Raw genomic sequence first — 21,476 nt, 5'->3', positions numbered from 1 at the left:
CGGCCGAGCGCCCGGATTCCGTCCGTCTCGGGGCTCCTCTTCCGCGTCCCCGGCTGTCGGAGACGGGGCAGCGGGCCCTGTCGCCGGGGGCGGCTCGGGCACGGCGGACGGCTCGGCAGTGCCCGGGGCCGCCTCGCCTGCCTCCGAGGCGGCGGACGGCTCGGCAGTGGCCTCGTGCGGCGCGTGAGCGCCGTTCTGCGGCTCTCCGGGCGCCGGGGGCGAGGTCGGCTCGGGCGACGGCGGCGCGGGGCGCTGAGCGGCCGTCTGTGGCGGCGGGGGCGCGGTGGGACGCTCCGAGGGACGGTCCGGGCCCGCGTCGGGGGGCGCCGCGCCGGGGCCTCGGCCGAGGGTGCGGCGAGGGGGGCGGGGCGGCGGGGCGGAGTCGTCGTTCGTCGGCATCGCGGTCCAGGGTGCTCAGGGCCGGGCGGGGCAGCCCGTACGACCGGGCAGGCTATCGCCCGGCCCGGTCAACGGCCGCGGAGGCGGCGCACCAGGATGCTCGCGTCGCCGCGCGACTCGAGGTCGGCGAGGACGACCGCGACCGCCTCGCGGACGATCCGGCCGCGGTCGACGGCGAGCCCGTGCTCACCGCGGAGCACCAGCCGCGCGTGCTCGAGGTCCATCAGCTCCTCGGCGGAGACATAGACCGTGATCTTCTCGTCGTGGCGCTCGCGCCCGCTGGGCCGACGGTTGGCCGCCCGGGCGCGGCGGCGGGCCTGGCCGCTCTGCTCGGCCGCGGCCGAACCGCCCTGCGCCTGGCGGCCCTTGGGCCGGTCACCGGCTCCGGGGCGCCGCTCGCCCACCGCGTCCTGGGAGGCCGCCGTCTCGCGTCCGGTGTGTTCGCCCGAGCCGGACTGCTCACCGTCCGGGCGCTGCTCCTGCCCTTCCCGGGGCTCGGCGTCGGGGTCGGCGGCGGGCGGGGGCACCCGGGGGCCCTCGCCGTTCGCCTGGCGGCGCCCGGAGGCGGGAGCGGAGGACTGGAGCCCCATCCCTCCCGTGGTGCGGAACAGTTCGTCGGCTCCCGGCAGACTCACTCGGCGTGACACCGGGCGAGCACCTCCCTGGCGAGCTGGCGATAGGCGGCGGCACCGACGGAGTTGGACGCGTACGTGGTGATCGGCTCGCCCGCGACCGTGGTCTCGGGGAAGCGGACCGTGCGACCGATGACCGTGTGGTAGACGTGATCGTCGAACGCCTCGACCACACGAGCGAGGACCTCACGGCTGTGCACGGTGCGCGAGTCGTACATCGTGGCGAGGATGCCGTCGAGCTCCAGGTCGGGGTTGAGCCGCTCCTGGACCTTCTCGATCGTCTCCGTGAGCAACGCCACACCGCGCAGCGCGAAGAACTCGCACTCCAGCGGCACGATCACCTTGTGCGCCGCGGTGAGCGCGTTGACGGTGAGCAGACCGAGCGAGGGCTGGCAGTCGATGACGATGTAGTCGTAGTCGGCCATCAGCGGCTTGAGGGCGCGCTGCAGGGTCGACTCCCGGGCGACCTCGCTCACCAGCTGCACCTCGGCGGCCGACAAGTCGATATTGCTGGGAAGCAGATCCATGTTGGGCACGGCCGTCTTCAGCAGCACCTCGTCGGCCGACATGCCCCGCTCCATGAGCAGGTTGTAGACCGTGAGGTCGAGCTCCATCGGGTTGACCCCGAGGCCGACCGACAGGGCGCCCTGCGGGTCGAAGTCGACGAGCAGCACCCGGCGGCCGTATTCGGCCAGGGCCGCGCCCAGGTTGATGGTGGAGGTGGTCTTACCGACCCCGCCCTTCTGGTTGCACATCGCGATGATCTTCGCTGGACCGTGATCGGTCAGCGGCCCCGGGATCGGGAAGTACGGCAGCGGGCGCCCGGTGGGGCCGATCCGCTCGCGGCGCTGGCGGGCAGCGTCGGGCGCGAGCGTGGCCGCGTATTCGGGGTCTGGCTCGTACTCCGCGTCCGGGTCGTAGAAGTGCCCGTCGGGGAGGTCGTCGTAGTCGGCGAAGCGGGCGGGATCCGTGCCCCCCTGGTCGCCGGCCATGGCGTTCACGTGATGGCCGTCCATGCTGTGGCTCTGGTGGGCTGTCGTCGGGCTCTGGTGGGTTGCGAAGGTACGGACAGCGACGGAGCCGACAGCCTCGAGCCCCGAGGGGCCCTGGCCCCGCGCAGCCGGTCCTGGTTGACCACCCCCGGGAGAAAATGTCGACTCATTCACAAGTCGTCCTACCTCCTTGGTGACCAGGAAATTTCTCTATAGGTCAGCGTGACACCATGCCGACGGTTGGCGACTCTATGGCGTGTCGGCGGTCCTCAGCAACACAATCCACCGGACACGGCATGATGTGTCGGCAATCGAACACCCCGATGTCAAGGGCGTGTGAACGGCGCCGCGGAGATTTCACCGCCGCATAAAGCGTCTGAATAGTTGCATTTAGGGCGAGTTGGCCGAGCCATGGGCCGCACGCGATACGGGGCACAGCGGACACACCTTCGGCCGGGCCTCATCCTTCGACAAGACCCGGCCGGATGCCCATTGTTGACATGTGGTTGACGGTCCGGGTTGACCGTCCGGCAACCGGAGTTCACCCGCTCCGGCGGCCGGGCCGGTGAACTCCGAGCGTCATTCAGCCGATCAGCGAGCTCAGTTCGACCGTGGGCAGGTCGTGCGCCTCGGCGACCGGGCCGTAGACGACCTGTCCCTCATGGGTGTTGAGCCCCTTGGCCAGCGCGGCGTCCCGGCGCAGCGCGTCCCGCCAGCCGCGGTTGGCCAGCTCCACGATGTACGGGAGCGTCGCGTTGGTGAGCGCGTGGGTGGAGGTGTTCGGCACCGCGCCGGGCATGTTCGCGACGCAGTAGAAGACCGAGTCGTGGACCGCGAAGGTCGGCTCGGCGTGGGTGGTGGGGCGGGAGTCCTCGAAGCAGCCGCCCTGGTCGATCGCGATGTCGACAAGGACACTTCCCGGCTTCATCCGGGACACCAGCTCGTTGGTGACCAGCTTGGGCGCCTTGGCGCCCGGGATCAGCACCGCGCCGATGACCAGGTCGGCCTCGAGGACGGCCTTCTCCAGCTCGAAGGCGTTGGAGGCGATGGTCTGCACCCGGGTGCCGAAGATCCGGTCGGCCTCGCGCAGCTTGTTGATGTCCTTGTCGAGCAGGGTGACGTGGAAGCCCATGCCGATGGCGATCTGGGCGGCGTTCCACCCGGAGACGCCACCGCCGATGACCACGGCCCGCGCGGCGGCCACACCCGGCACCCCGGCGGGCAGCACACCACGGCCGCCGGCCGAGCGCATCAGGTGGTACGCGCCGACCTGCGGCGCGATCCGGCCCGCGACCTCGGACATCGGCGCGAGCAGCGGCAGGGCGCGGTTCGCGGTCTCGACGGTCTCGTAGGCGATGGCGGTGGTGCCGGACTCCAGCAGCGCGTCCGTGCAGGCCCGGGAGGCCGCCAGATGCAGATAGGTGAAGAGCGTCTGGCCCTTGCGCATCCGGTGGTATTCCTCCGCGACGGGCTCCTTGACCTTCAGCAGCAGGTCGGCGGTGGCCCAGACCTCGTCGGCGGTGCCGAGGATGCGCGCACCGGCGGCGGTGTACTCCTCGTCCGTGATGGAGGAGCCGAGGCCCGCGCTCTGCTCCACGACGACCTCGTGGCCGCCTCGGACCAGCTCGTGCACACCGGCGGGGGTGATGGCCACACGGAACTCGTTGTTCTTGACCTCGCGGGGGATACCGACCTTCACGTCGATCACGGTCCTTGAATGGGGGGGAAAGGAACATATCGCCATAGCCGGTCGCCGGTCGATACACCACCGACCATAGACAGGCAAACCGGAACGCGTCCGCATGCCGGAGACGACCGCAACAATCGCGGTACGACCAGTCTAATGAAGGACGTCGCGCTGTCTAGCCTTGCAATGCATCAATCTTTTGGAAGACCACTACTGATTTCGTAGGTCGTCGGGGTTTCCTTCGCCACTCTGAGGTGACGGACCCGTGTCCTCCGGCGCCTCCGTGGCGCTCTTACGGGCGGTGCGCCGCAGCGACCGGGCCACCGCCGGGTCCCCGCCGAGCCGGTCCATCGCGTCCGCCGCGTGGTGCGCCAGATCGGCGTGCAGCCCGGTGTCACCGCAGGTCCGGGCGGCCGCGGCGGCCTCCGCCCAGGTGCGCAGCGCATCCCTCGGCCGCCCGGTGCGCTCCTGGGCGCCCGCGGCGCCGCTGAGTGCCCGGGCAAACCCCGGCCGGTCCCCCGCCCGGCGGCAGGCGGCCGCGGCGGCGCGCCAGTCACGCAGCGCCTCGCCCCACTGCCCGGCGTAGCCATGGACGGTGCCGAGCCGTGCGTACATCCGGGCGGCGGCGTCCAGATCGCGGCGGCTCAGCCGCAGCTCCAGGGCGCGTCCATACCAGTCGGCCGCCCGGTGCCAGTCCTCCAGCTCCTGGTACATGCCGCCGATCGACTCCAGCGCCCGCCCGGTCGTATACGGATCACCCGACGCGCGGGCGGCCTCCAGGGCGCTCTTGTACCGCGCGAGGGCCTGGTCCACCCGGCCCGCCCCGCCGTCCAGATCGCCCAGGTTCAGCAGCGCGGCCGCCCGCTCCACCGGCAGATCGCGGCGCCGGGCCACGTCCAGCACCAGCTCATGCAGTCCGTACAGCTCCACCGCGGCGTCCTCGGCACCCCGGTGGGCGGTGAGGGCATGGGTGAGCGCGGCCACCAACCGCCGCGCCAGGGTGTCGAGTTCACCGGCCTCCACGGCCAGCCGGGCGGCCTCGATCAGGGTGGGCAGCCGGGCCTCCAGCCACTCCGCCGCCTGCGCCGACGACGAAAAGCGCAGCGGCTTCGGCATCCCGGCCAGCTTCTTGCGGCCCGGCGAACCGGCGGGCTCGGCGGCCAGCCGGCACGCGTGCAGCTGCCGTACGGCGCGCTCCAGCATCCGCGCCCGCGCCAGCTCCACCTCGGCCGGGCGCTCCTCGGCCGCCAGCCGCTCCCGCAGCAGCGGATCGAGACAGCCGGGCACCTGGTAGTCGCCCGGCCCGCGCGGGCGCAGCATCCCGTACGCGGCGAAGCCCTCCAGCGCCGCCTCGCCGTCCGCCACCGAGCATCCGGCCAGCGCGGAGGCGGTCTGGGCGTCGGTCGATCCGCCGGGAGCCAGCACCAGCAGCCGCAGCATCCGGGCGGCGGCGGACGGCAGCGCGGCATAGGCCAGCCGGAAGGCGCGGATCAGCGGGCGGGCGCCATGGTCGAGATCACCGTCGTCCGGCGGCAGTTCGCGCAGCCGGGCCAGCGCGTCGGCGACCGAGGCCTGAGGGCGGGCGGCGAGCCAGCCGCCGACCAGGACGAGCGCGGCGGGCTGGCCCGCGCACTCCTCGACGAGGGACTGCGCGGCCACCGGATCGCAGGTGATCCGGGTGGGGCCGGTGTACTGCGCCAGCAGCCCGACCGCCGCGCTCACATCCAGCCCGCCCACCGTGCACGGCCGCACATCCGGCACTCCGGTCAGCGGGCCGCGCGAGACGGCGACCACCAGGCAGTCGGGCTCGTCGGGCAGCAGCGCGTCCACCTGCTCGGCCCCGGCCACGTCGTCGAGCAGCAGCAGCACCCGCTTGCCGTCCAGCGCCGCGCGCAGCGCCTCGCTCAGGTCGTCCTCGTCCGCGCCCGGCGGGGCGGTCACGCCGAGCCGTCCCAGCAGCTCACGGGCGGTGCGCTCGGTGGGCACGGGGTCTCCGGCGGAGGTCGTCAGCCGGGCGCCGAGCACTCCGTCGGGGTAGTCGTCGGCGAGCCGCCGGGCGAGCTCCTCGGCCAGCGCCGTACGGCCCCAGCCGGGGCGGCCCGCGATCAGCAGCACCCGGCTGCGGGCGGCCTTACGTCCGGCGAGGGTGTCCAGGCCCGCGCGCTCGATATCGGCCCGCAGCGAGAGCAGCTCCCGCCGCCGCCCGGCGAACCCGCGCCCCACGGTGGCCGCCGCCGCGAACAGCACAGCCCGGGTCGCCCCGCTCCACACCCCGCCGTCCTGCGCGTTCGCACGCCCGGCGGCGGAGCGCTGCCGCGGCGGGGCGTCGGACGAGGGCGCCGGGTCCTCCGGCGAGCGGTGGGGGCGGTCCTCCGGCGAACGATCGGAACGGGCCTCAGGTGAACGATCGGAACGGGCCTCCGGCGGACGGCCGGAAGCGGACGAAGCGGGCGTGGCGGACGGCGGTTGCCGCTTCCTTGGGGCCGCCGGCTCCCCCTCGGTGTCGACCGCCTGCTCCGCCACGGGCCCACTCCCGTCCACCTGCGCTTACGAGCCCGCCGCGCCACTGCGGCCGGGGCCACTATGAGCGTAGTTCACTCCGCGTCAGGTACCCGGCACTCCAGGCCCATGGCACGTACCGAAAATCACTCCATCGGATCTTCGCCGGGACCGGGTGGGGCGTATGCGTCACATCAGTGGGTCTGCGCCGCTCAGCGGGCCCGCGCCGCGAAGCGGGTCTACGCCGCGAAGGGGCGGGCCGGCCAGGGCGCGTCGGCCGGGCGAAGGGCGTCGATGCCGTCGCCGGAGAGCGCGGCCTGCAGCGCCAGCGCACCCACCGCGAGGCAGGTGTTGTGCAGCTCCCCCGCGAGCACGCCGCGCACCAGCTCCTCCAGGGACACCCGGGCCAGCTCCATGTCGGCCTCCTCCTCGGAGACCTCGAACCGCTCGCCCTCGGCCGCGGAGATCTCCCGGGCCAGGAAGATCCGTACGGCCTCGTCGGAGCCGCCGGGCGAGGTGTAGACGTCGACGAGGACGCGCCAGTCCTCGGCCTTGACGTGCGCCTCCTCGTACAACTCCCGCTGGGCGGCGTGCAGCGGGTTCTCACCCGGGACGTCGAGGAGACCGGCGGGGATCTCCCACAGCCGCTGGCGGACCGGGTGCCGGTACTGCCGCAGCACGATCACACGGCCGTCCTCGTCCAGGGCGAGGATGGCGACGGAGCCGGGGTGGACCTGGTAGTCGCGGTTGACCCGGCTGCCGTCGGGCATCTCCACCTCGTCGGTGCGCACGCTCGTCTTGTTGCCGGTGAACGGCGTGGCGGTGGCGGTGACCGGCCATTCCTCGGGGGTGTCCTGGATACGCATGCTTGCCTCAGCGTCCTTTCCGCGTGCGGTTGACGGGGGCGGGCCGCGCCGGCCGCCCGCCCCCGTCAACCGTAGCGGTCAGGCCCCGGCGGTACGCGTCTGACCAGCGGTCTGTCGCTCGACCGCCGCCTTCACCAGGCCCGCGAAGAGCGGGTGCGGACGGGTCGGGCGGGAGCGCAGCTCGGGGTGCGCCTGGGTGCCGACCAGATAGGGGTGGACCTCGCGCGGGTACTCCACGTACTCGACGAGCTTGTTGTCCGGAGAGGTGCCGGAGAAGACGATCCCGGCCTTCTTCTCCAGCTCACCGCGGTAGGAGTTGTTGACCTCGTAGCGGTGGCGGTGGCGCTCCTCGACGTACGGCTGGTTGTCGTAGACCTCGCGGACGATCGAGCCCTCGGCCAGCTTGGCCGGGTACATGCCCAGCCGCATGGTGCCGCCCATGTCGCCCTCGCCCGCGACGATGTCGAGCTGCTCGGCCATGGTGGAGATCACCGGGTCGGTGGTGGCGGGCTCGAACTCGGTGGAGTTGGCGCCCTCGATGCCCGCGAGGTTGCGCGCGGCCTCGATGACGATGCACTGCAGGCCGAGGCAGAGACCCAGCAGCGGGAGCTTGTTCTCCCGGGCGTAGGTGATCGCGCCGACCTTACCGATCACTCCGCGGTCGCCGAAGCCGCCGGGGATGCAGACCGCGTCCACGCCGTCGAGCTGGTCCCGGGCACCGGCGGCCGTCTTGCAGTCGTCGGAGGTGACCCACTTGATCTTGACGCGGGCGTTGTTGGCGAAGCCGCCGGCGCGCAGCGCCTCGGTGACCGAGAGGTAGGCGTCGGGCAGGTCGATGTACTTGCCGACCAGCGCCACGGTGACCTCGTGGTCGGGCTGGTGGACCCGCCGCAGCAGGTCGTCCCACTGGGTCCAGTCCACGTCGCGGAAGGGCAGGTCCAGCTTGCGGACGACATAGGCGTCCAGGCCCTCGGAGTGCAGCACCTTGGGGATGTCGTAGATCGACTTGGCGTCGATGGCGGCGACCACGGCCGCGTCGTCCACGTCACACATCAGCGAGACCTTGCGCTTGATGGAGGTCGGGACCTCGCGGTCGGCTCGCAGCACGATCGCGTCCGGCTGGATACCGATATTGCGCAGTGCGGCCACCGAGTGCTGGGTGGGCTTGGTCTTCAGCTCACCGGACGGGCCGATGTAGGGCAGCAGCGAGATGTGCACCACGAAGACGTTGTCCCGGCCGACCTCGTGCCGGACCTGGCGGACGGCCTCCAGGAAGGGCAGCGACTCGATGTCGCCGACGGTGCCGCCGACCTCGGTGATGACGACGTCCACGTCATCGGTGGCCATGCGCCGGATGCGGTGCTTGATCTCGTTGGTGATGTGCGGGATGACCTGCACGGTGTCACCGAGGTACTCACCGCGCCGCTCCTTGGCGATTACGGTGGAATACACCTGTCCGGTGGTCACATTGGCCGAGCCGTCGAGGTCGACGTCGAGGAAGCGCTCGTAGTGGCCGATGTCCAGGTCGGTCTCGGCGCCGTCGTTGGTGACGAACACCTCACCGTGCTGGAAGGGGTTCATCGTGCCCGGGTCGACGTTCAGATACGGATCGAGCTTCTGCATGGTGACGCGCAGACCGCGCGCCTTCAGCAGGGCCCCCAGACTGGAGGCGGTAAGACCCTTGCCGAGTGAGGAGGCGACACCCCCGGTGACGAAGAGGTGCTTGGTCGTCATGGGCTTAGCGGCAATGGCCAAGAGGGGGCTCCCGTGGTCGCGTCGTGAGGGTGCGTACGGCAGCCGCTCCGGATTCGGGGGGTGCCGTCGCTGATGGTTCGGGGGTTTTGTGCCCGCCGCTCCACGGGCTACCAGGGTATCAGCGCCTCGGAGCGGTCGCTGATGACCTGCTTCCCGCGTTCGGTCTGCGCAACCGCCCGAACACCATGCGTGACCTGGCCACCCGATCGGCCGCGAGATGCGAGCCACGATGTGGACGGGCTCAAGCGGATCACCGTTGTCCGTCGTATCCTCATCGGACGCACGCATGCGAGCCACCCGGCACGGCACCACCAGCACGCCCCCGGAACAAGAGCTCGTCAGAATTTCCGAGACCGTAAGAAGCGCCCTCCGGGGTGGTACGGCCGTTCGAATGGGGAATGCACGTGGCCGGGCGTATCGAGGATTACGCACTGATTGGTGATATGCAGACCGCCGCCCTCGTCTGCAGGGACGGCACGGTCGACTGGCTGTGCCTGCCGCGGTTCGACTCCCATGCCGTCTTCGCCGGTCTGCTGGGCACTGAGGAACACGGTTTCTGGCGCCTCGGGCCCGCCTTCCCCTCGGGGAGCCGGCCGCCCGCCGCCGACCGCCGCCGCTACCGCGGCGACTCACTGGTGCTGGAATCGGAATGGGACACTCCGCGCGGCACGGTCCGTGTGATCGACTTCATGCCGCCCCGTGACGGCGCCCCGCAACTGGTGCGGATCGTCGAGGGGGTCAGCGGCCGGGTGCCGATGCGCTCCGCGCTGCGGATGCGCTTCTCCTACGGCTGGGTCGTGCCGTGGGTGCACCGGGTGGACACCCGTACCGTCGCCGTCGCCGGCCCGGACTCCGTCTGGCTGGACACCGAGGCCGACACCTACGGCAAGGACCTCACCACCTACTCCGACTTCACGGTGGGCCCCGGCGACCGGATCGCCTTCACCATCAGCTGGCAGCCCTCGCACAACGAGCCGCCCGCGCTGCCCGAGCCGGAGGTCGCCCTGGAGGCCACCGAGGCGTTCTGGCGCGAGTGGGTCGAGCACTGCACGTACCACGGCCCCTACCGGGACGCGGTGGTCCGCTCGCTGATCACGCTCAAGGCGCTGACCTACGCCCCCACCGGCGGCATCGTCGCGGCGCCCACCACCTCGCTGCCCGAGGAGATCGGCGGCGTCCGGAACTGGGACTACCGCTTCACCTGGCTGCGGGACGCCGCGATCACCCTCTCCTCGCTGCTGCGCACCGGCTACCGCGAGGAGGCGCGCGCCTGGCGCGAATGGCTGCTGCGCGCGGTCGCGGGCGACCCGGAGAACCTGCAGATCATGTACGGCATCGCCGGCGAGCGGGAGTTGGCCGAGGCCGAGCTGACCTGGCTGCCCGGCTATGAGAACTCCCAGCCGGTCCGGGTCGGCAACGGCGCGGCGGGCCAGCTCCAGCTGGACGTCTACGGCGAGGTCACCGAGGCGCTGCACCTGGCCCATATGACGGGTCTGGCGCGCAACGACTACGCGAGCGTGCTGCAGCTGAAGCTGATCCGCTACCTCGAGGAGCACTGGGACGAGCCGGACGAGGGCATCTGGGAGGTGCGCGGGCCGCGCCGCCACTTCGTGCACTCCAAGGTGATGGCCTGGGTCGCGGTCGACCGCACCGTCAAGCTCATCGAATCCGGCGATGTGGACGGGCCGTTGGAGCGCTGGCGGGAGCTGCGCGACGAGATCCACCGGGACGTCTGCGAGCGGGGCTACGACGCCGAGCGCAACACCTTCACCCAGTCCTACGGCTCCAAGGAGCTGGACGCCTCGCTGCTGCTCATCCCGCAGATGGGCTTTCTGCCGCCGGACGACAAGCGGGTCATCGGCACCATCGAGGCGATCCAGCGGGAGCTGTCGACCGAGGACGGCTTCGTCATGCGCTACCCCACGGCGGGCGAGGACGCCGGGGTGGACGGTCTCGAGGGCGACGAAGGGGCCTTCCTGGCCTGCTCGTTCTGGCTCGCCGACGACCTGGCGATGATCGGCCGGGTGGACGAGGCCCGGAAGCTCTTCGAGAAGCTGCTCGGGCTCCGCAACGACCTCGGGCTGCTGGCCGAGGAGTGGGACCCGAAGAACCAGCGTCAGGTGGGCAACTTCCCGCAGGCGTTCAGCCATGTGCCGCTGATCGACACCGCGCTGCGGCTGACGGCGTCCGGCGCGTACGGAGGCTAGCGCGCTGACCGGCGAAGAGGGCCCCGTCCGGGGAGCGTCCTGACCATGGAACCGCGGGAGTCGCGGGAACCGCAGGGACCGCACGAGCCGCGGGAGTCGCGGGAACCGCACGAGCCGCGGGTGCCTGGCGAACCGCAGCAGCCGCGGGTGCCCGGCGAGCCGCGGGTGCCCGGCGAGCCGCACGAGCCGCGGATGCCTCGGGAGCCGCATGGGACGATCACCGTGGCGCGGGCCCTCGGCCTTCCCGCCCTGCGCCGCGGGCTCCCCGAGGTGGTGGCCGGGGAAGAGCTGCTGGAACGCCCGGTGCGCTGGGTGCACGCGGGCGAGGTGCCCAATATCGCCGCGCTGCTCAAGGGCGGTGAGCTGCTGTTGACCACCGGCCTCGGGGTCGGGTCGCGCCCCGCCGAGCAGCGCGCCTTCGTCCGCCGGCTCGCCGAGCGGGGCATCGCGGCGCTGGTGGTGGAGCTGGGAGCCCGGTTCCGCACGCTGCCGGGGCCGGTCGTGGACACGGCGCGCTCGTGCGGGCTGCCGCTGGTGCAACTCCACCGCGAGGTGCCGTTCGTGACGGTCACCGAGGAGATCCACACCGAGATCGTCAATGCGCACTACGCCCTGCTGCGCCAGGCCGATGTGGTGCACCGGCAGGCCACCGAGGTGCTGCTGCGCGGCGGCGGGGTGCCGGAGATCCTGTGCCACTTCGCCGCCTTCGCTGCCAATCCGGTCTTCCTGGAGACCCCCGACGGGCAGTTGCTGTACGCGGCGGGGCCCGGCGGTACGCCCCCGGCGGGCGCGGCCGATCCGCTGCAGGTGTGGGAGGGGCTGCGGGCGCGGCGCGCGGCCGAGCGGCCCGAACCGCCGGCGGGCAGTGTGATGGCGGACATCCCGGGCGGCGGGCCGGGGCCCGGCTCCGTACGGGCGCGGCTGACGGTCCTTCCGGTGGCCGGGCCGCTGGGGCCGGTGCACAAGATCGCCGCCGAGCGGACGGCGGATCTGCTGGCGGTGGTGCTGCTGCGGACGCGTCAGGAGGAGGAGCTGGCGGCGCGCGGGCGCGGGGACTTCCTCACCGATCTCGCGGAGGGCCGCATCGAGGCCTCGGACGCCCCCGCCCAGGCCCGGGTGCTGGGCTTCCGGCCGGGCGCGGACGGGCCACTGCTGCCGGTGGTGATGCGGCTGGTGGAGGATCCGCGCCCGCTGGCCGGGGGCGGGGAGAGCTGGGCGGCGCTGGCCCACGCCCTGCAGGAGGAGCTGGCGGCGGTCGGGGTGCCGGTGCTGCTCGGCGTACGACTTCCGGAGGGCCGGGTCCCGCTGCTGGCGGGGCTGCGCGGCGCGACCGAGCGCGGCGCGGTGGCGGAGCGGATCGCGGCGGCGCTGCGGGCCGGGGTGGAACGGGCCTGGCCGGACCGGGCGGGCGCGCGGCAGCCGGTGGTGATCGCCGGGCTCGCGGTCGGCTGGGACGCGGCCGGCACCGAGCTGCGGCATGCGGCGGAGGCGGCGAACGCGGCGGGCGGGCTGACCGACCGGGACTGGTACGACGTACGGAGCCTGGATGTCGACCTGTTGCTGTGGCGACTGCGGGAACACGGCGATCTGGCCGCCTTCGTCGACCGGGTGATCGGTCCGCTGCTCACCCATGACCGCACCGCCCGCCCGCCGCTGGTGCCGACACTGGAGACATATCTGCACCACGCGGGCCGCAAGGCGGAGACGGCCCGCGCACTGCACCTCAACCGCCAGACGCTGTACGACCGGCTGGCCCGGATCTCCCGGCTGCTGGGCAGCGACCTGGAGGACCCCCAGACGGTTCTCGCCCTGGGAGTGGCCCTCCAGGCCCGCCGCCACGTGCGATAACGCAGCGGCGCCCCACACTGCCTGCCCCGCGTGACGCGGGTGCGGGCTGCCTGACACGGGTGCGGCCCACGTGACGCGGGTGCCAGCCGCCCGACGCGGGTGCGGCCCGCCTGGCGCGTGGTGCGGCTCACCTGACGCGGATGCGGCTCACCCTGCACGGGTACGGGCCGCCTGACGCGGGTGCGGCCCACCTGACGCGGTTACGCCCCGCGTGACACGAATGCGGCTCACCCTGCACGGGTACGCCCCGCCGGACACGGATGCGGGCCGCCTGGCACGGGTGCGGCCCACCTGACGCGGTCACGCCCCGCGTGACGCGTTTACGCCCCGCCTGAACGGGTGCGGCTCACCCTGAACGGGTGCGGCTCACCCCGAACGGGTGCGGCTCACCCCGAACGGGTGCGGCTCACCCCGAACGGGTGCGGCTCACCCTGCACGGGTGCGGGGCCCCGACACGGGTGCCGCCCCGCCCGACGCGGGTGCGGGCCGTCCCGCAGTGCCCGGGCTTCCCGCCCGGCGTCCCCCCGTGCCGCCGGGCGGGTCGCCGGACGTGTAGCCGGGCGGGGAGTGGCTCCCTCACCCTCCGCGGCGCCGCCCCGCCGTGCGCCGCAGAGACCTCCCCGCCCAGCCGCCCTGTGCCGAACGGCAGCCGGAGCCCACCCGGCCCGGCGAGCTGTCCCCCTCCCCACGGCATCGACATGCGGCTCCGCCACACGTCAGGGGCATCACCCCCGGGGCCTGGGGCTCGAGGCCTGGGGCGTGGGGCCTGGGGCTCGGGGTCTGGGGTCTGGGGTCTGGGGCGAAGCCCCAGTTGCGGGAAGGGGCGGGAGGGGAACAAACACACCACACGCCACGAACACCTCCCCGCCCGGCCGCCCTGTACCGAACCGCGACCGGAACCCACCCCGCCCGACGGGCCGCTCCCCTCCCCACGGCACCGGCATGCAGCTCCACCGCACGTCAGCGGCTTCACCCCCGAGCCCCGCGGGGTCTGGGGCGAAGCCCCAGTTACGGGAAGGGGCGGGGAGGGGAACAAGCACGCCGCAGGCGTCACACCCCGCCGGACACCCCGCCCCCTAGAACGGAGTCAGCGTGAGCGTGATCCCCTTGGGCGCCGTGTCCTGGATGTAGGACGCGAACTCCGCCACGTCGTCGAAGGCGAAGCCGTACGCCTTGCCGTCCACCGTCGCCGCGTGCATGGCCTTGGCGTAGTGGTTGGTGACCTCCTCGCCGTAGAAGGCGGCCGGGTCGGTGGTCGGCTGGGCATCGGTGTTGTGCAGCGTCGTGCGGTTGAAGCCCGCGCCGAGGATCGCCGCGACCGGGCCCGTCGTCCCGTCGTTGGGCGCGGCCAGGGCGCCGTCGCAGAACAGCACGTCCTTGGTGGAGGGCTTGTCGAAGGAGACCGACGCCGGGCCGGTGAAGGAGAACTTCCCGCCGCTCACCCGGCCGGTGAAGGTGCCCGCGTTGGTGGTGACCTTGAGGTCCTTCGATCCGTAGGCGTCCCAGACCTGGTCGATGTAGGACGCGAAGTAGTCCTCCGCGAACAGCCCCGCGCCCATGCCATGGCCCGGAGCGATCACCCGCAGATTGTCGCCGACGATCAGCTTCTTGTAGGCGTCGACGCCGGCGAGGTCGGAGAAGACCTTGGCGCGGGCGCCGTCCTTGAGGGTGCCGGTGGTCTGGTCCTGGGCGCCGGTGAGGTGGATCGACAGCGGGACGCTGAACATGTCCACCATGGTGGTGTTGCAGAACATCCCGGAGTCGTTGTACGTGAACTCCGCGCAGTCGTGCATGATGTCGAAGTTCGGGTCGCCGGACACCCAGCCGGCCGGGTACTGCAGCGCGGCCTTGCCCGCCCCGTCCTCGACCACCTTCAGCTTGAGCTTCGAGCCGAGCGCGACATAGATCCGGCCGGACATCTGCGGCAGGTTCAGCTTGGTGTCGCCGCTTCCGGCCAGCGGGATCGCGTAGTCGGTGAAGCCGTCCGAGCCGTTGTCGGACATCGCGACGGGGGCGATGGTGCCGTCGGGGGTGACGTGGACCTGCCGGTCGCCCTCGTTGCCGACGATGTAGAGCCAGACCGATGCGTTGTCGTACTGCCCCGTCTTGTTGACGACGGTCAGGGGCAGGGAGGCGGCGGCCTTCGCGCTCGGCGCACCGCTGGCGCGGCCACCGGCGAAGGCCAGGCCCGTTCCCGCGGCAGCGGCGGAGGCGGCTATGCCACCCAGCAGCTTCCTACGACTGATCATGATGATGGTGCTCCTCGGCGTAGTGGGGGTTGCCGGGAAAATGGCGTGGGGGGTAACGGGAGAAGCGAATTGAGAGCGCTCTCTCGTTCCTCTGCCCAGCACCCTGCCGATCAACGACCGGGCCCGTCAACCCCTTCACGCAGAAAGGTCTGCACCAACTCATCGTAGACGCTGAGGACATGGGCGACGGTGTCGTCCTCCGTCGGCCAGCCGGCCGTCCGCGCCCGCCCCGCCGCGGCGAGCTCCACCCGGCGCACCGGATCCGCGAGCAGCCCGGTCACCGCCTCTGCCAGAGCCTCCGGGTCGCCGTACGGGACGAGTTCGGCCGCGTCCCCGACCAGCTCCGGCACCCCGCCCACCGCCGTCGCCACCAGCGGCACCCCCGCGTGCAGCGCCTCCTGGGCCAGCAGCGAGCGCGCCTCCCAGCGGCTGGAAAGCACCGCCACATCGGCCGCCGAGAGCAGCCCCGGTACATCCTCACGCCGGCCGAGCAGCCGCACCGGCAGCCCCTCCAGGTCGATCCGGCGCTGCAGCACCGCGCGGTCCGGCCCCTCCCCCGCCACCACCAGCAGCGGCTGCGGATCCAGCCCGCGCCAGCGCCGCGCCGCGTCCAGCAGCGGGCCGTGCCCGGCCACCGCCTCCAGCCGGCCCGCCGTGACCAGCAACGGCCGCTCCACCACGCCCAGTTCGGCCCGCGCCTTCTGGCGGCGGCCATCGCCCGGCTCCGGTGCCGGGCGCGGTGCGGGCACCGCGACCGGGGCCAGCCGCGCGTCGCGGGCGCCGCGGGCCCTGGCCCGCTCCACCAGATCCGAGGAGGCCCCCAGCACGATCGCGGCGGCCCGCGCCACCCGGCGCTCCATCAGTCCGACGAGACGGGCCCGCGCACCCTCGGCGTCCACGCGGGTGTGCCAGGTGACGATCAGCGGCACATTCCGGCCACGCAGCGCCACGGCGGCCAGCAGCCCCGACCGCAGCCCATGGGCGTGCACCAGGGCCGCCCCCTGGGTGGCCCTGCGCAGCGACGCCATGCTTCCGGCGCCCGTCAGGGCGTCGAGCCCGGTGAACCGCGCTCCCGTCTCGGCGAAGCCGTAGCCCCGCTCGGCGCTCCAGGGCCCGCAGACGGTCACCCGCAGCCCGCGCGCCACCAGCCCGGCCGACAACGACCGCACGTGCACCCCGCTGCCCGAACTCCCGCCGCCCAGCACCTGAACGGCGTGCAGCGACGGCTGCCCGTGCGGCGGGACCGGGGTGCTACTCGCGGTACTGCTCACGCGGGCGGAGCTCCTGAGACGGTGACGGGGCGAAACGGAGGGACCGCCCAAGGATGCCAGCACTCGCCGAACCCTCGTCGCAACGCTCCCCGGCGACGTCTACCCCGAGCTCGCCCGTACGTCCGCGGTACCACCCTTTCGGGTGAAGGTCAGCGTCCCGCGCGTGCCGCCTCCAGGAGCTCTTCCGCATGCGCCCGCGCGAGTTCGGAGTCCTCCTGGCCCGCGAGCATCCGCGACAGCTCCCGTACGCGGTCCTCGCCCTCCATGGCCTTCACCCCGCTGCGTGTCACCGACCCGTCGTTGGTCTTCTCGACCACCAGATGCCGGTCGGCGAACGCCGCGACCTGCGGCAGATGGGTGACCACCACGACCTGCGCGGAACGCGCGAGCTTGGCCAGCCGGCGGCCCACCTCGACCGCCGCCTTACCGCCGACGCCCGCGTCCACCTCGTCGAAGAGATACGTCGGTACGGGGTCGGAGCCCGCGAAGACGACTTCCACCGCGAGCATCACCCGGGACAGCTCACCCCCGGAGGCGCCCTTGGCGATCGGCCGGGGCGGGGCGCCCGGATGCGGGGCGAGCAGCAGCTCGACCTCGTCGGCCCCGTGCGGCCCGAAGACGACCGCGCGGCCGCCCACCTCGATGCCGTCCGTCTCCGTCTCGGTCTGGTGAATCGCGAACGTGACCCGGGCATGCGGCATCGCCAGCGAGGCCAGCTCGGCCGTGACCGCCTCCGCGAAACGCCCCGCCGCCTCCGTACGGGCGTCGGTGAGCGTCTGCGCCAGCTCGCCCAGCTCGGCGCGGAGCGCGTCGCGCTCGGCGGCCAGCTCGCCGATGCGGTCGTCGTCGCCGTCCAGTTCGGCCAGCCGGGCGGCGCCCTGCTCCGCCCAGGCCAGCACGTCCGCGATGGTCTCGCCGTACTTACGGGTCAGCTGCGCCAGCGCGGCGCGGCGCTCCTCGACGGCACCCAGGCGGATCGGGTCGGCGTCGAGGTTGTCGGCGTACCCCGCGAGATCCCCGGCCACATCCGACACCAGGATGCCGATCTCACCGATCCGGTCGGCGAGCCCGGCCAGCGCCGAGTCATGGGAGCGCACGGCCTCAACGGCGCGATGGGCGCCCGCGACCAGAGTGGCCGCGTCCACGCCCTCCGGGTCCTCCGGGTTCCCGGCGAGGGCGGCGTGCGCGAGGGCGGCGGCGGACGCCAGGGCCTCGGCGTGCCCCAGCCGCTCGGCCTCGGCCGCCAACTCGACGTCCTCTCCGGGCCGTGGCTCGGCCTCCGCGACCTCTTCGAGCCCGAACCGCAGCAGATCCGCCTCCTGCGCGCGCTCGCGGGCCCGCGTGGTCAATTCCTCCCACTCGGCCGTGACGGCGCGCAGCCGGCGATAGGCCCCCGCGTACTTCTCCAGGGGCCCGGCCACCGCGGCCCCCGCGTACCGGTCCAGCGCCTGCCGCTGCCGGGCGGGCCGCAGCAGGCCCTGCTGATCGGTCTGGCCGTGCACGGCCACCAGATCGTCGGCCAGCTCGCCCAGCAGCCCCACGGGCACCGACCGGCCGCCCACATGCGCGCGCGACCGCCCCTCGGCGGAGAGCGTACGGCTGATCAGCAGCACGCCGTCCTCGAGCTCGGCGCCCGCCTCCTCGGCCCTTACGGCCGCCGCCGAACGGGCGTCGACCGAAATGCGCCCCTCGACGACCGCCGCCTTGGCCCCGATCCGCACCAGGGCGGCATCGGCCCGGCCGCCCAGCAGCAGCCCGAGGCTGGTGACGACCATGGTCTTGCCCGCGCCGGTCTCACCGGTCACCGCGGTGAAGCCGGGCGACAGCTCGACGACCGCGTCGTCGATGACGCCCAGCGCACGTATCCGCATCTCCTCCAGCACGTGCACGACCATACGAGGTTTGGCCGGTGCGATGCGACGAAGGGGCGCCACTTGTGGGGTCGACCCGCACACATGCCCGGTGCGGACCGCGGGCGCCTCCGGCGGAAAGCCCCCCGGGGGCTCCGCCCCCTGGACCCCCGCCGGGGCTCCGCCCCGGACCCCGCTCCTCAATCGCCGGAGGGGCTGGATCCCACACGCACCCGCACCCAGCGGACTAGTGCGGCGCCCCCCGCCACCCCGCCACCGGCAGCGCGAACTTGGCGACCAAGCGGTCCGTGAACGACGCATGGTGGAGCCGGGCCAGCCGCACCGGTACCGCACCCCGCCGTACCTCCACCCGCGCCCCCGCCGGCAGCTCCACCGTGCGGCGGCCGTCGCACCACAGCACCCCATGCGGCGTCTGCGGCTGCACCTCCACCGCGAGCACCGACTTCGGCGACGTCACCAGCGGCTTGGCGAACAGCGCATGGGCGCTGATCGGCACCATCAGCAGCGCCTCCACCTCGGGCCACACCACCGGCCCGCCCGCCGAGAACGCGTACGCCGTCGAGCCGGTCGGAGTCGCGCAGACCACACCGTCGCCGCCGAAGCGCGAGACCGGCCGGTTGTCGACCTCCGTGACGACCTCGAGCAGCCGCTCCCGCGCCGCCTTCTCGACCGACGCCTCGTTCAGCGCCCAGTCCGTGTGCACGATGTGCCCGTCGTTGCGGACGAGCACATCGATCGTCATCCGCTCCTCGACCTCGTACTGCCGGGTCACCACCCGGTCCACGACCTTGTCGAGGTCATCCCGCTCGGCCTCGGCCAGGAAGCCCACCCGCCCGAGGTTCACCCCGAGCATCGGCACGCCCGAGACCCGCGCGAACTCCGCTCCGCGCAGCAGCGTCCCGTCCCCGCCGAGCACGATCAGCAGCTCACAGCCGTTCAGCACGTCACGGTCCGCGTCGACGCGCTCGACAGCGGGTGGCAGCGGCAGGTCCGCGGCCTCGGCGGCGAGCACCCGTACCCCGATTCCGCTGCGCAGCAGCCCCTGAACGACCAGTTCGGCGCTGCGGATGGCCGCCGGGCGGCCGGTGTGCGCAAGCAGGAAGACAGTGCGGTCCGCCGTCGGCTCGGCCGCCGGCATCGACGGCGCGTGCTCCGTTACAGGCATGGCCGCCCCGGCCACGCCCGCCCCGGCCGCACCCGCCCCGGGCACTGCCGTCTCGGACACGGGCGCTGCTTCCTTCTCCTGCGCTGCTTCTGAAGTGGTCAACTGGGCCCCTCCGCCACTGCACGGTCAACATCCGCCGGGTCCAGTGCCGGCGCCCCGGCGCGCATCCACAAAAAGTACTCGACATTGCCCGACGGCCCCGGGAGCGGGCTGGCGGTCACGCCCAGCACGCCCAGTCCGAGTTCCGCCGCCCGCCCGGCCACCGTGCGCACCGCTTCGGCGCGCAGTTCGGCGCTGCGGACCACTCCCCCGCTGCCCAGCCGCTCCTTGCCGACCTCGAACTGTGGTTTGACCATCAGCACCAGATCGGCGTCGGGCGCCGCGCACCGCACGAGGGCGGGCAGTACCAGCCCGAGCGGGATGAAGGAGAGGTCACCGACCACCAGGTCCACCGGTTCCCCACCAATCCCCTCAAGTGTCAGCTCGCGTACGTTTGTACGGTCGTAAACACTGACGCGTTCATCGCTCTGCAGCGACCAGGCGAGCTGGCCGTAGCCGACGTCGACGGCGAGCACCTGCGCCACGCCCGCGCGCAGCAGGACGTCCGTGAAGCCTCCGGTCGACGCACCCGCGTCCAGCGCCCGCCGCCCGGCGACCTTCAACCCGGCACCAGAGCCAACACCGGCACCAGCTCCCACGCCCGGGCGGACCCCGGAGCGCTGCCCCGCGCCCCCGCCCACACCCTCCCGGTACTCCTCGCTGAACGCGTACAGCGCCCCCGCGAGCTTGTGGCCACCGCGCGAGACGTAATCCGGATCGCTGTCGTCCTCGATCACGACGACGGCCGCGCTGGTCTCCACCTGCGTGGCCGGTTTGGTCGCCACCGCCCCGCCGACGGTGACCCGGCCCGCGGCGATCAGCTGGCTCGCATGCTCACGCGAACGGGCCAGCTTGCGGCGCACCAGCTCCGCGTCGAGTCGTACGCGTCGTGGGCGGGTCACTGCCACGGGTGGTTCAGCTCCTGAGGTCGATCATGTAGCGGACGAGGTCTTTGCGCAGCGGACGACATCGTTCGCGTAACGGACGGGGTCGCGTGCCCAGCCGACGGTGCCGTCTACGCAGCGGACGGGGGCCGGGGGCCGGGCGCGGGGGGTCCGGGCCGCCGGTCGAGTGCTGTCAGCGTGTCGCGAAGACCCCCGTGGACATCCTCGTACACCTCCAGATGCCCGCTCGTCTCAAGGTGGTCGGCGTCGGCCAGCCGGTCGAGCCGGGCATCCACCTCGGGGACGCCGGTGGGCGTGCGGTCCACGCCGAGCGGGGCCGGTTCAGCGGGGCCGGGCGGCTCCGGCACGGGCTCGGGCGCCGACTCCGGCACGCCCACCGATACCCCCTCCGACACCGGCTCCGAGGCCTCTTCCCGCCCCGTCCCGGACCCGGGATCCGTCTCCCCGGCCCCGCCCGTGACCGGGTGGGGGACCGCCTCCGCACCTGGCGCCACACCAGCCCCCGGAAGCGGCCCGGGCGTGGCTTCCTGGGCCCGCTCGGCCGCCGTATCGGGCTGTGGGCCGGGCCATCCGGCCGACATCGGCTCGCTCATGGCCCCGACGCTACCGCGAATCCCTCGTTCTCCGACGTACGAGACCTGGGGTAACGTCATGCGCGATGGCGACCTTGGAACAGTGCCGCAGTGCACTCGACAAACTGGCGGAGAACCTCGCGAGCGCGAACGGGGACCTCCGCAGCGCTGCCGCGCTCGATCGCTCCGTGAGCTGCTGGATCACCGACCTGGACACCACCTTCGCCGGCCGTCTCGTGGACAGCCGGATCGAGGATGTGACGACCGAGCCGGGCCCGCCCGCCGAGCGCGCGCAGATCCGGCTGGCGATGACCGGCGACGACCTGGTGGCCCTGGTCGACGGCGAGCTGCACTTCGCACGGGCGTGGGGCAGCGGACGGATCAAGCTCGAGGCCGGGCTGCGCGACCTGCTGCGGCTGCGGAAGCTGCTCTAGCCACCACATCGCCCGCCCACGCCGC

Annotated in this window: 15 protein-coding genes; 3 read left to right on the top strand and 12 right to left on the bottom strand. The window is 73.0% G+C overall.

Translation table 11 applies throughout. From position 1 onward, the window contains the following. Positions 1-467: 467 nt before the first annotated feature. The 6 genes from J8403_RS33000 to pyrG all read right to left on the bottom strand — a co-directional run bounded on the left by J8403_RS33000 (position 468) and on the right by pyrG (position 8,809). Positions 468-1,046: a hypothetical protein gene (locus J8403_RS33000; protein ID WP_161561764.1), complete on the bottom strand. Its 579-nt coding sequence runs from the start codon at positions 1,044-1,046 to the stop codon at positions 468-470. Then, positions 1,031-2,047, bottom strand: a complete 1,017-nt coding sequence (locus tag J8403_RS32995; protein ID WP_020872375.1) for a ParA family protein — start codon at positions 2,045-2,047, stop codon at positions 1,031-1,033. Before J8403_RS32995 ends, J8403_RS33000 begins: the two co-directional genes overlap by 16 nt. A gap of 559 nt (positions 2,048-2,606) precedes the next feature. Then, positions 2,607-3,722 carry an alanine dehydrogenase gene (gene ald / locus J8403_RS32990; RefSeq protein ID WP_059147014.1) on the bottom strand — a complete coding sequence of 372 codons (1,116 nt, stop codon included), beginning with the start codon at positions 3,720-3,722 and terminating at the stop codon, positions 2,607-2,609. Positions 3,723-3,920: 198 nt separating this feature from the next. Beyond that, on the bottom strand, positions 3,921-5,957 hold the full coding sequence (locus J8403_RS32985; protein WP_246586407.1) for a tetratricopeptide repeat protein: 2,037 nt from the start codon (positions 5,955-5,957) through the stop codon (positions 3,921-3,923). 491 nt (positions 5,958-6,448) lie between these two features. Beyond that, the gene (locus J8403_RS32980; RefSeq protein ID WP_211126339.1) at positions 6,449-7,075 is read right to left on the bottom strand and encodes an NUDIX domain-containing protein; all 627 of its coding nucleotides are present in this window, start codon (positions 7,073-7,075) and stop codon (positions 6,449-6,451) included. 78 nt (positions 7,076-7,153) lie between these two features. Beyond that, on the bottom strand, positions 7,154-8,809 hold the full coding sequence (gene pyrG, locus J8403_RS32975; RefSeq protein WP_137965186.1) for a CTP synthase: 1,656 nt from the start codon (positions 8,807-8,809) through the stop codon (positions 7,154-7,156). Between the two features lie 419 nt (positions 8,810-9,228). Between pyrG and J8403_RS32970 the strand changes: the two genes are divergently transcribed. Both J8403_RS32970 and J8403_RS32960 read left to right on the top strand, forming a co-directional pair. After that, positions 9,229-11,037, top strand: a complete 1,809-nt coding sequence (locus J8403_RS32970; protein WP_211126338.1) for a glycoside hydrolase family 15 protein — start codon at positions 9,229-9,231, stop codon at positions 11,035-11,037. Positions 11,038-11,229: 192 nt separating this feature from the next. Continuing rightward, positions 11,230-12,885: a PucR family transcriptional regulator gene (locus J8403_RS32960; protein WP_211126336.1), complete on the top strand. Its 1,656-nt coding sequence runs from the start codon at positions 11,230-11,232 to the stop codon at positions 12,883-12,885. A gap of 1,076 nt (positions 12,886-13,961) precedes the next feature. Here the strand turns inward: J8403_RS32960 and J8403_RS32955 are convergent. From J8403_RS32955 to J8403_RS32930, 6 genes are all read right to left on the bottom strand, one after another. Then, positions 13,962-15,134: a glycoside hydrolase family 64 protein gene (locus J8403_RS32955; protein WP_211126335.1), complete on the bottom strand. Its 1,173-nt coding sequence runs from the start codon at positions 15,132-15,134 to the stop codon at positions 13,962-13,964. Between the two features lie 110 nt (positions 15,135-15,244). Continuing rightward, positions 15,245-16,405, bottom strand: a complete 1,161-nt coding sequence (locus J8403_RS32950; protein WP_211126334.1) for a glycosyltransferase family 4 protein — start codon at positions 16,403-16,405, stop codon at positions 15,245-15,247. A 149-nt stretch (positions 16,406-16,554) separates the two neighbouring features. Beyond that, entirely contained in the window at positions 16,555-18,300 is a 1,746-nt protein-coding gene (gene recN, locus J8403_RS32945) for a DNA repair protein RecN (RefSeq protein ID WP_211126333.1), read from the bottom strand. Between the two features lie 202 nt (positions 18,301-18,502). Next, positions 18,503-19,441: an NAD kinase gene (locus tag J8403_RS32940; protein WP_425519910.1), complete on the bottom strand. Its 939-nt coding sequence runs from the start codon at positions 19,439-19,441 to the stop codon at positions 18,503-18,505. Positions 19,442-19,539: 98 nt separating this feature from the next. Further along, a complete protein-coding gene (locus tag J8403_RS32935; protein ID WP_211128551.1) occupies positions 19,540-20,442 on the bottom strand; it encodes a TlyA family RNA methyltransferase in 903 nt (300 codons plus the stop codon). 113 nt (positions 20,443-20,555) lie between these two features. After that, positions 20,556-20,822 carry a hypothetical protein gene (locus J8403_RS32930; RefSeq protein WP_211128550.1) on the bottom strand — a complete coding sequence of 89 codons (267 nt, stop codon included), beginning with the start codon at positions 20,820-20,822 and terminating at the stop codon, positions 20,556-20,558. 281 nt (positions 20,823-21,103) lie between these two features. On the opposite strand from J8403_RS32930, the gene J8403_RS32925 reads away from it, so the two are divergent. Beyond that, positions 21,104-21,451: a sterol-binding protein gene (locus J8403_RS32925; protein WP_211126332.1), complete on the top strand. Its 348-nt coding sequence runs from the start codon at positions 21,104-21,106 to the stop codon at positions 21,449-21,451. Positions 21,452-21,476: the final 25 nt, after the last annotated feature.

Origin of the sequence: Streptomyces yatensis (assembly GCF_018069625.1) — a bacterium.
Lineage (GTDB): Bacteria > Actinomycetota > Actinomycetes > Streptomycetales > Streptomycetaceae > Streptomyces > Streptomyces yatensis.
Note: the sequence above shows the minus strand (reverse complement) of the source record. Positions and strands in the feature narration are given on the sequence as shown.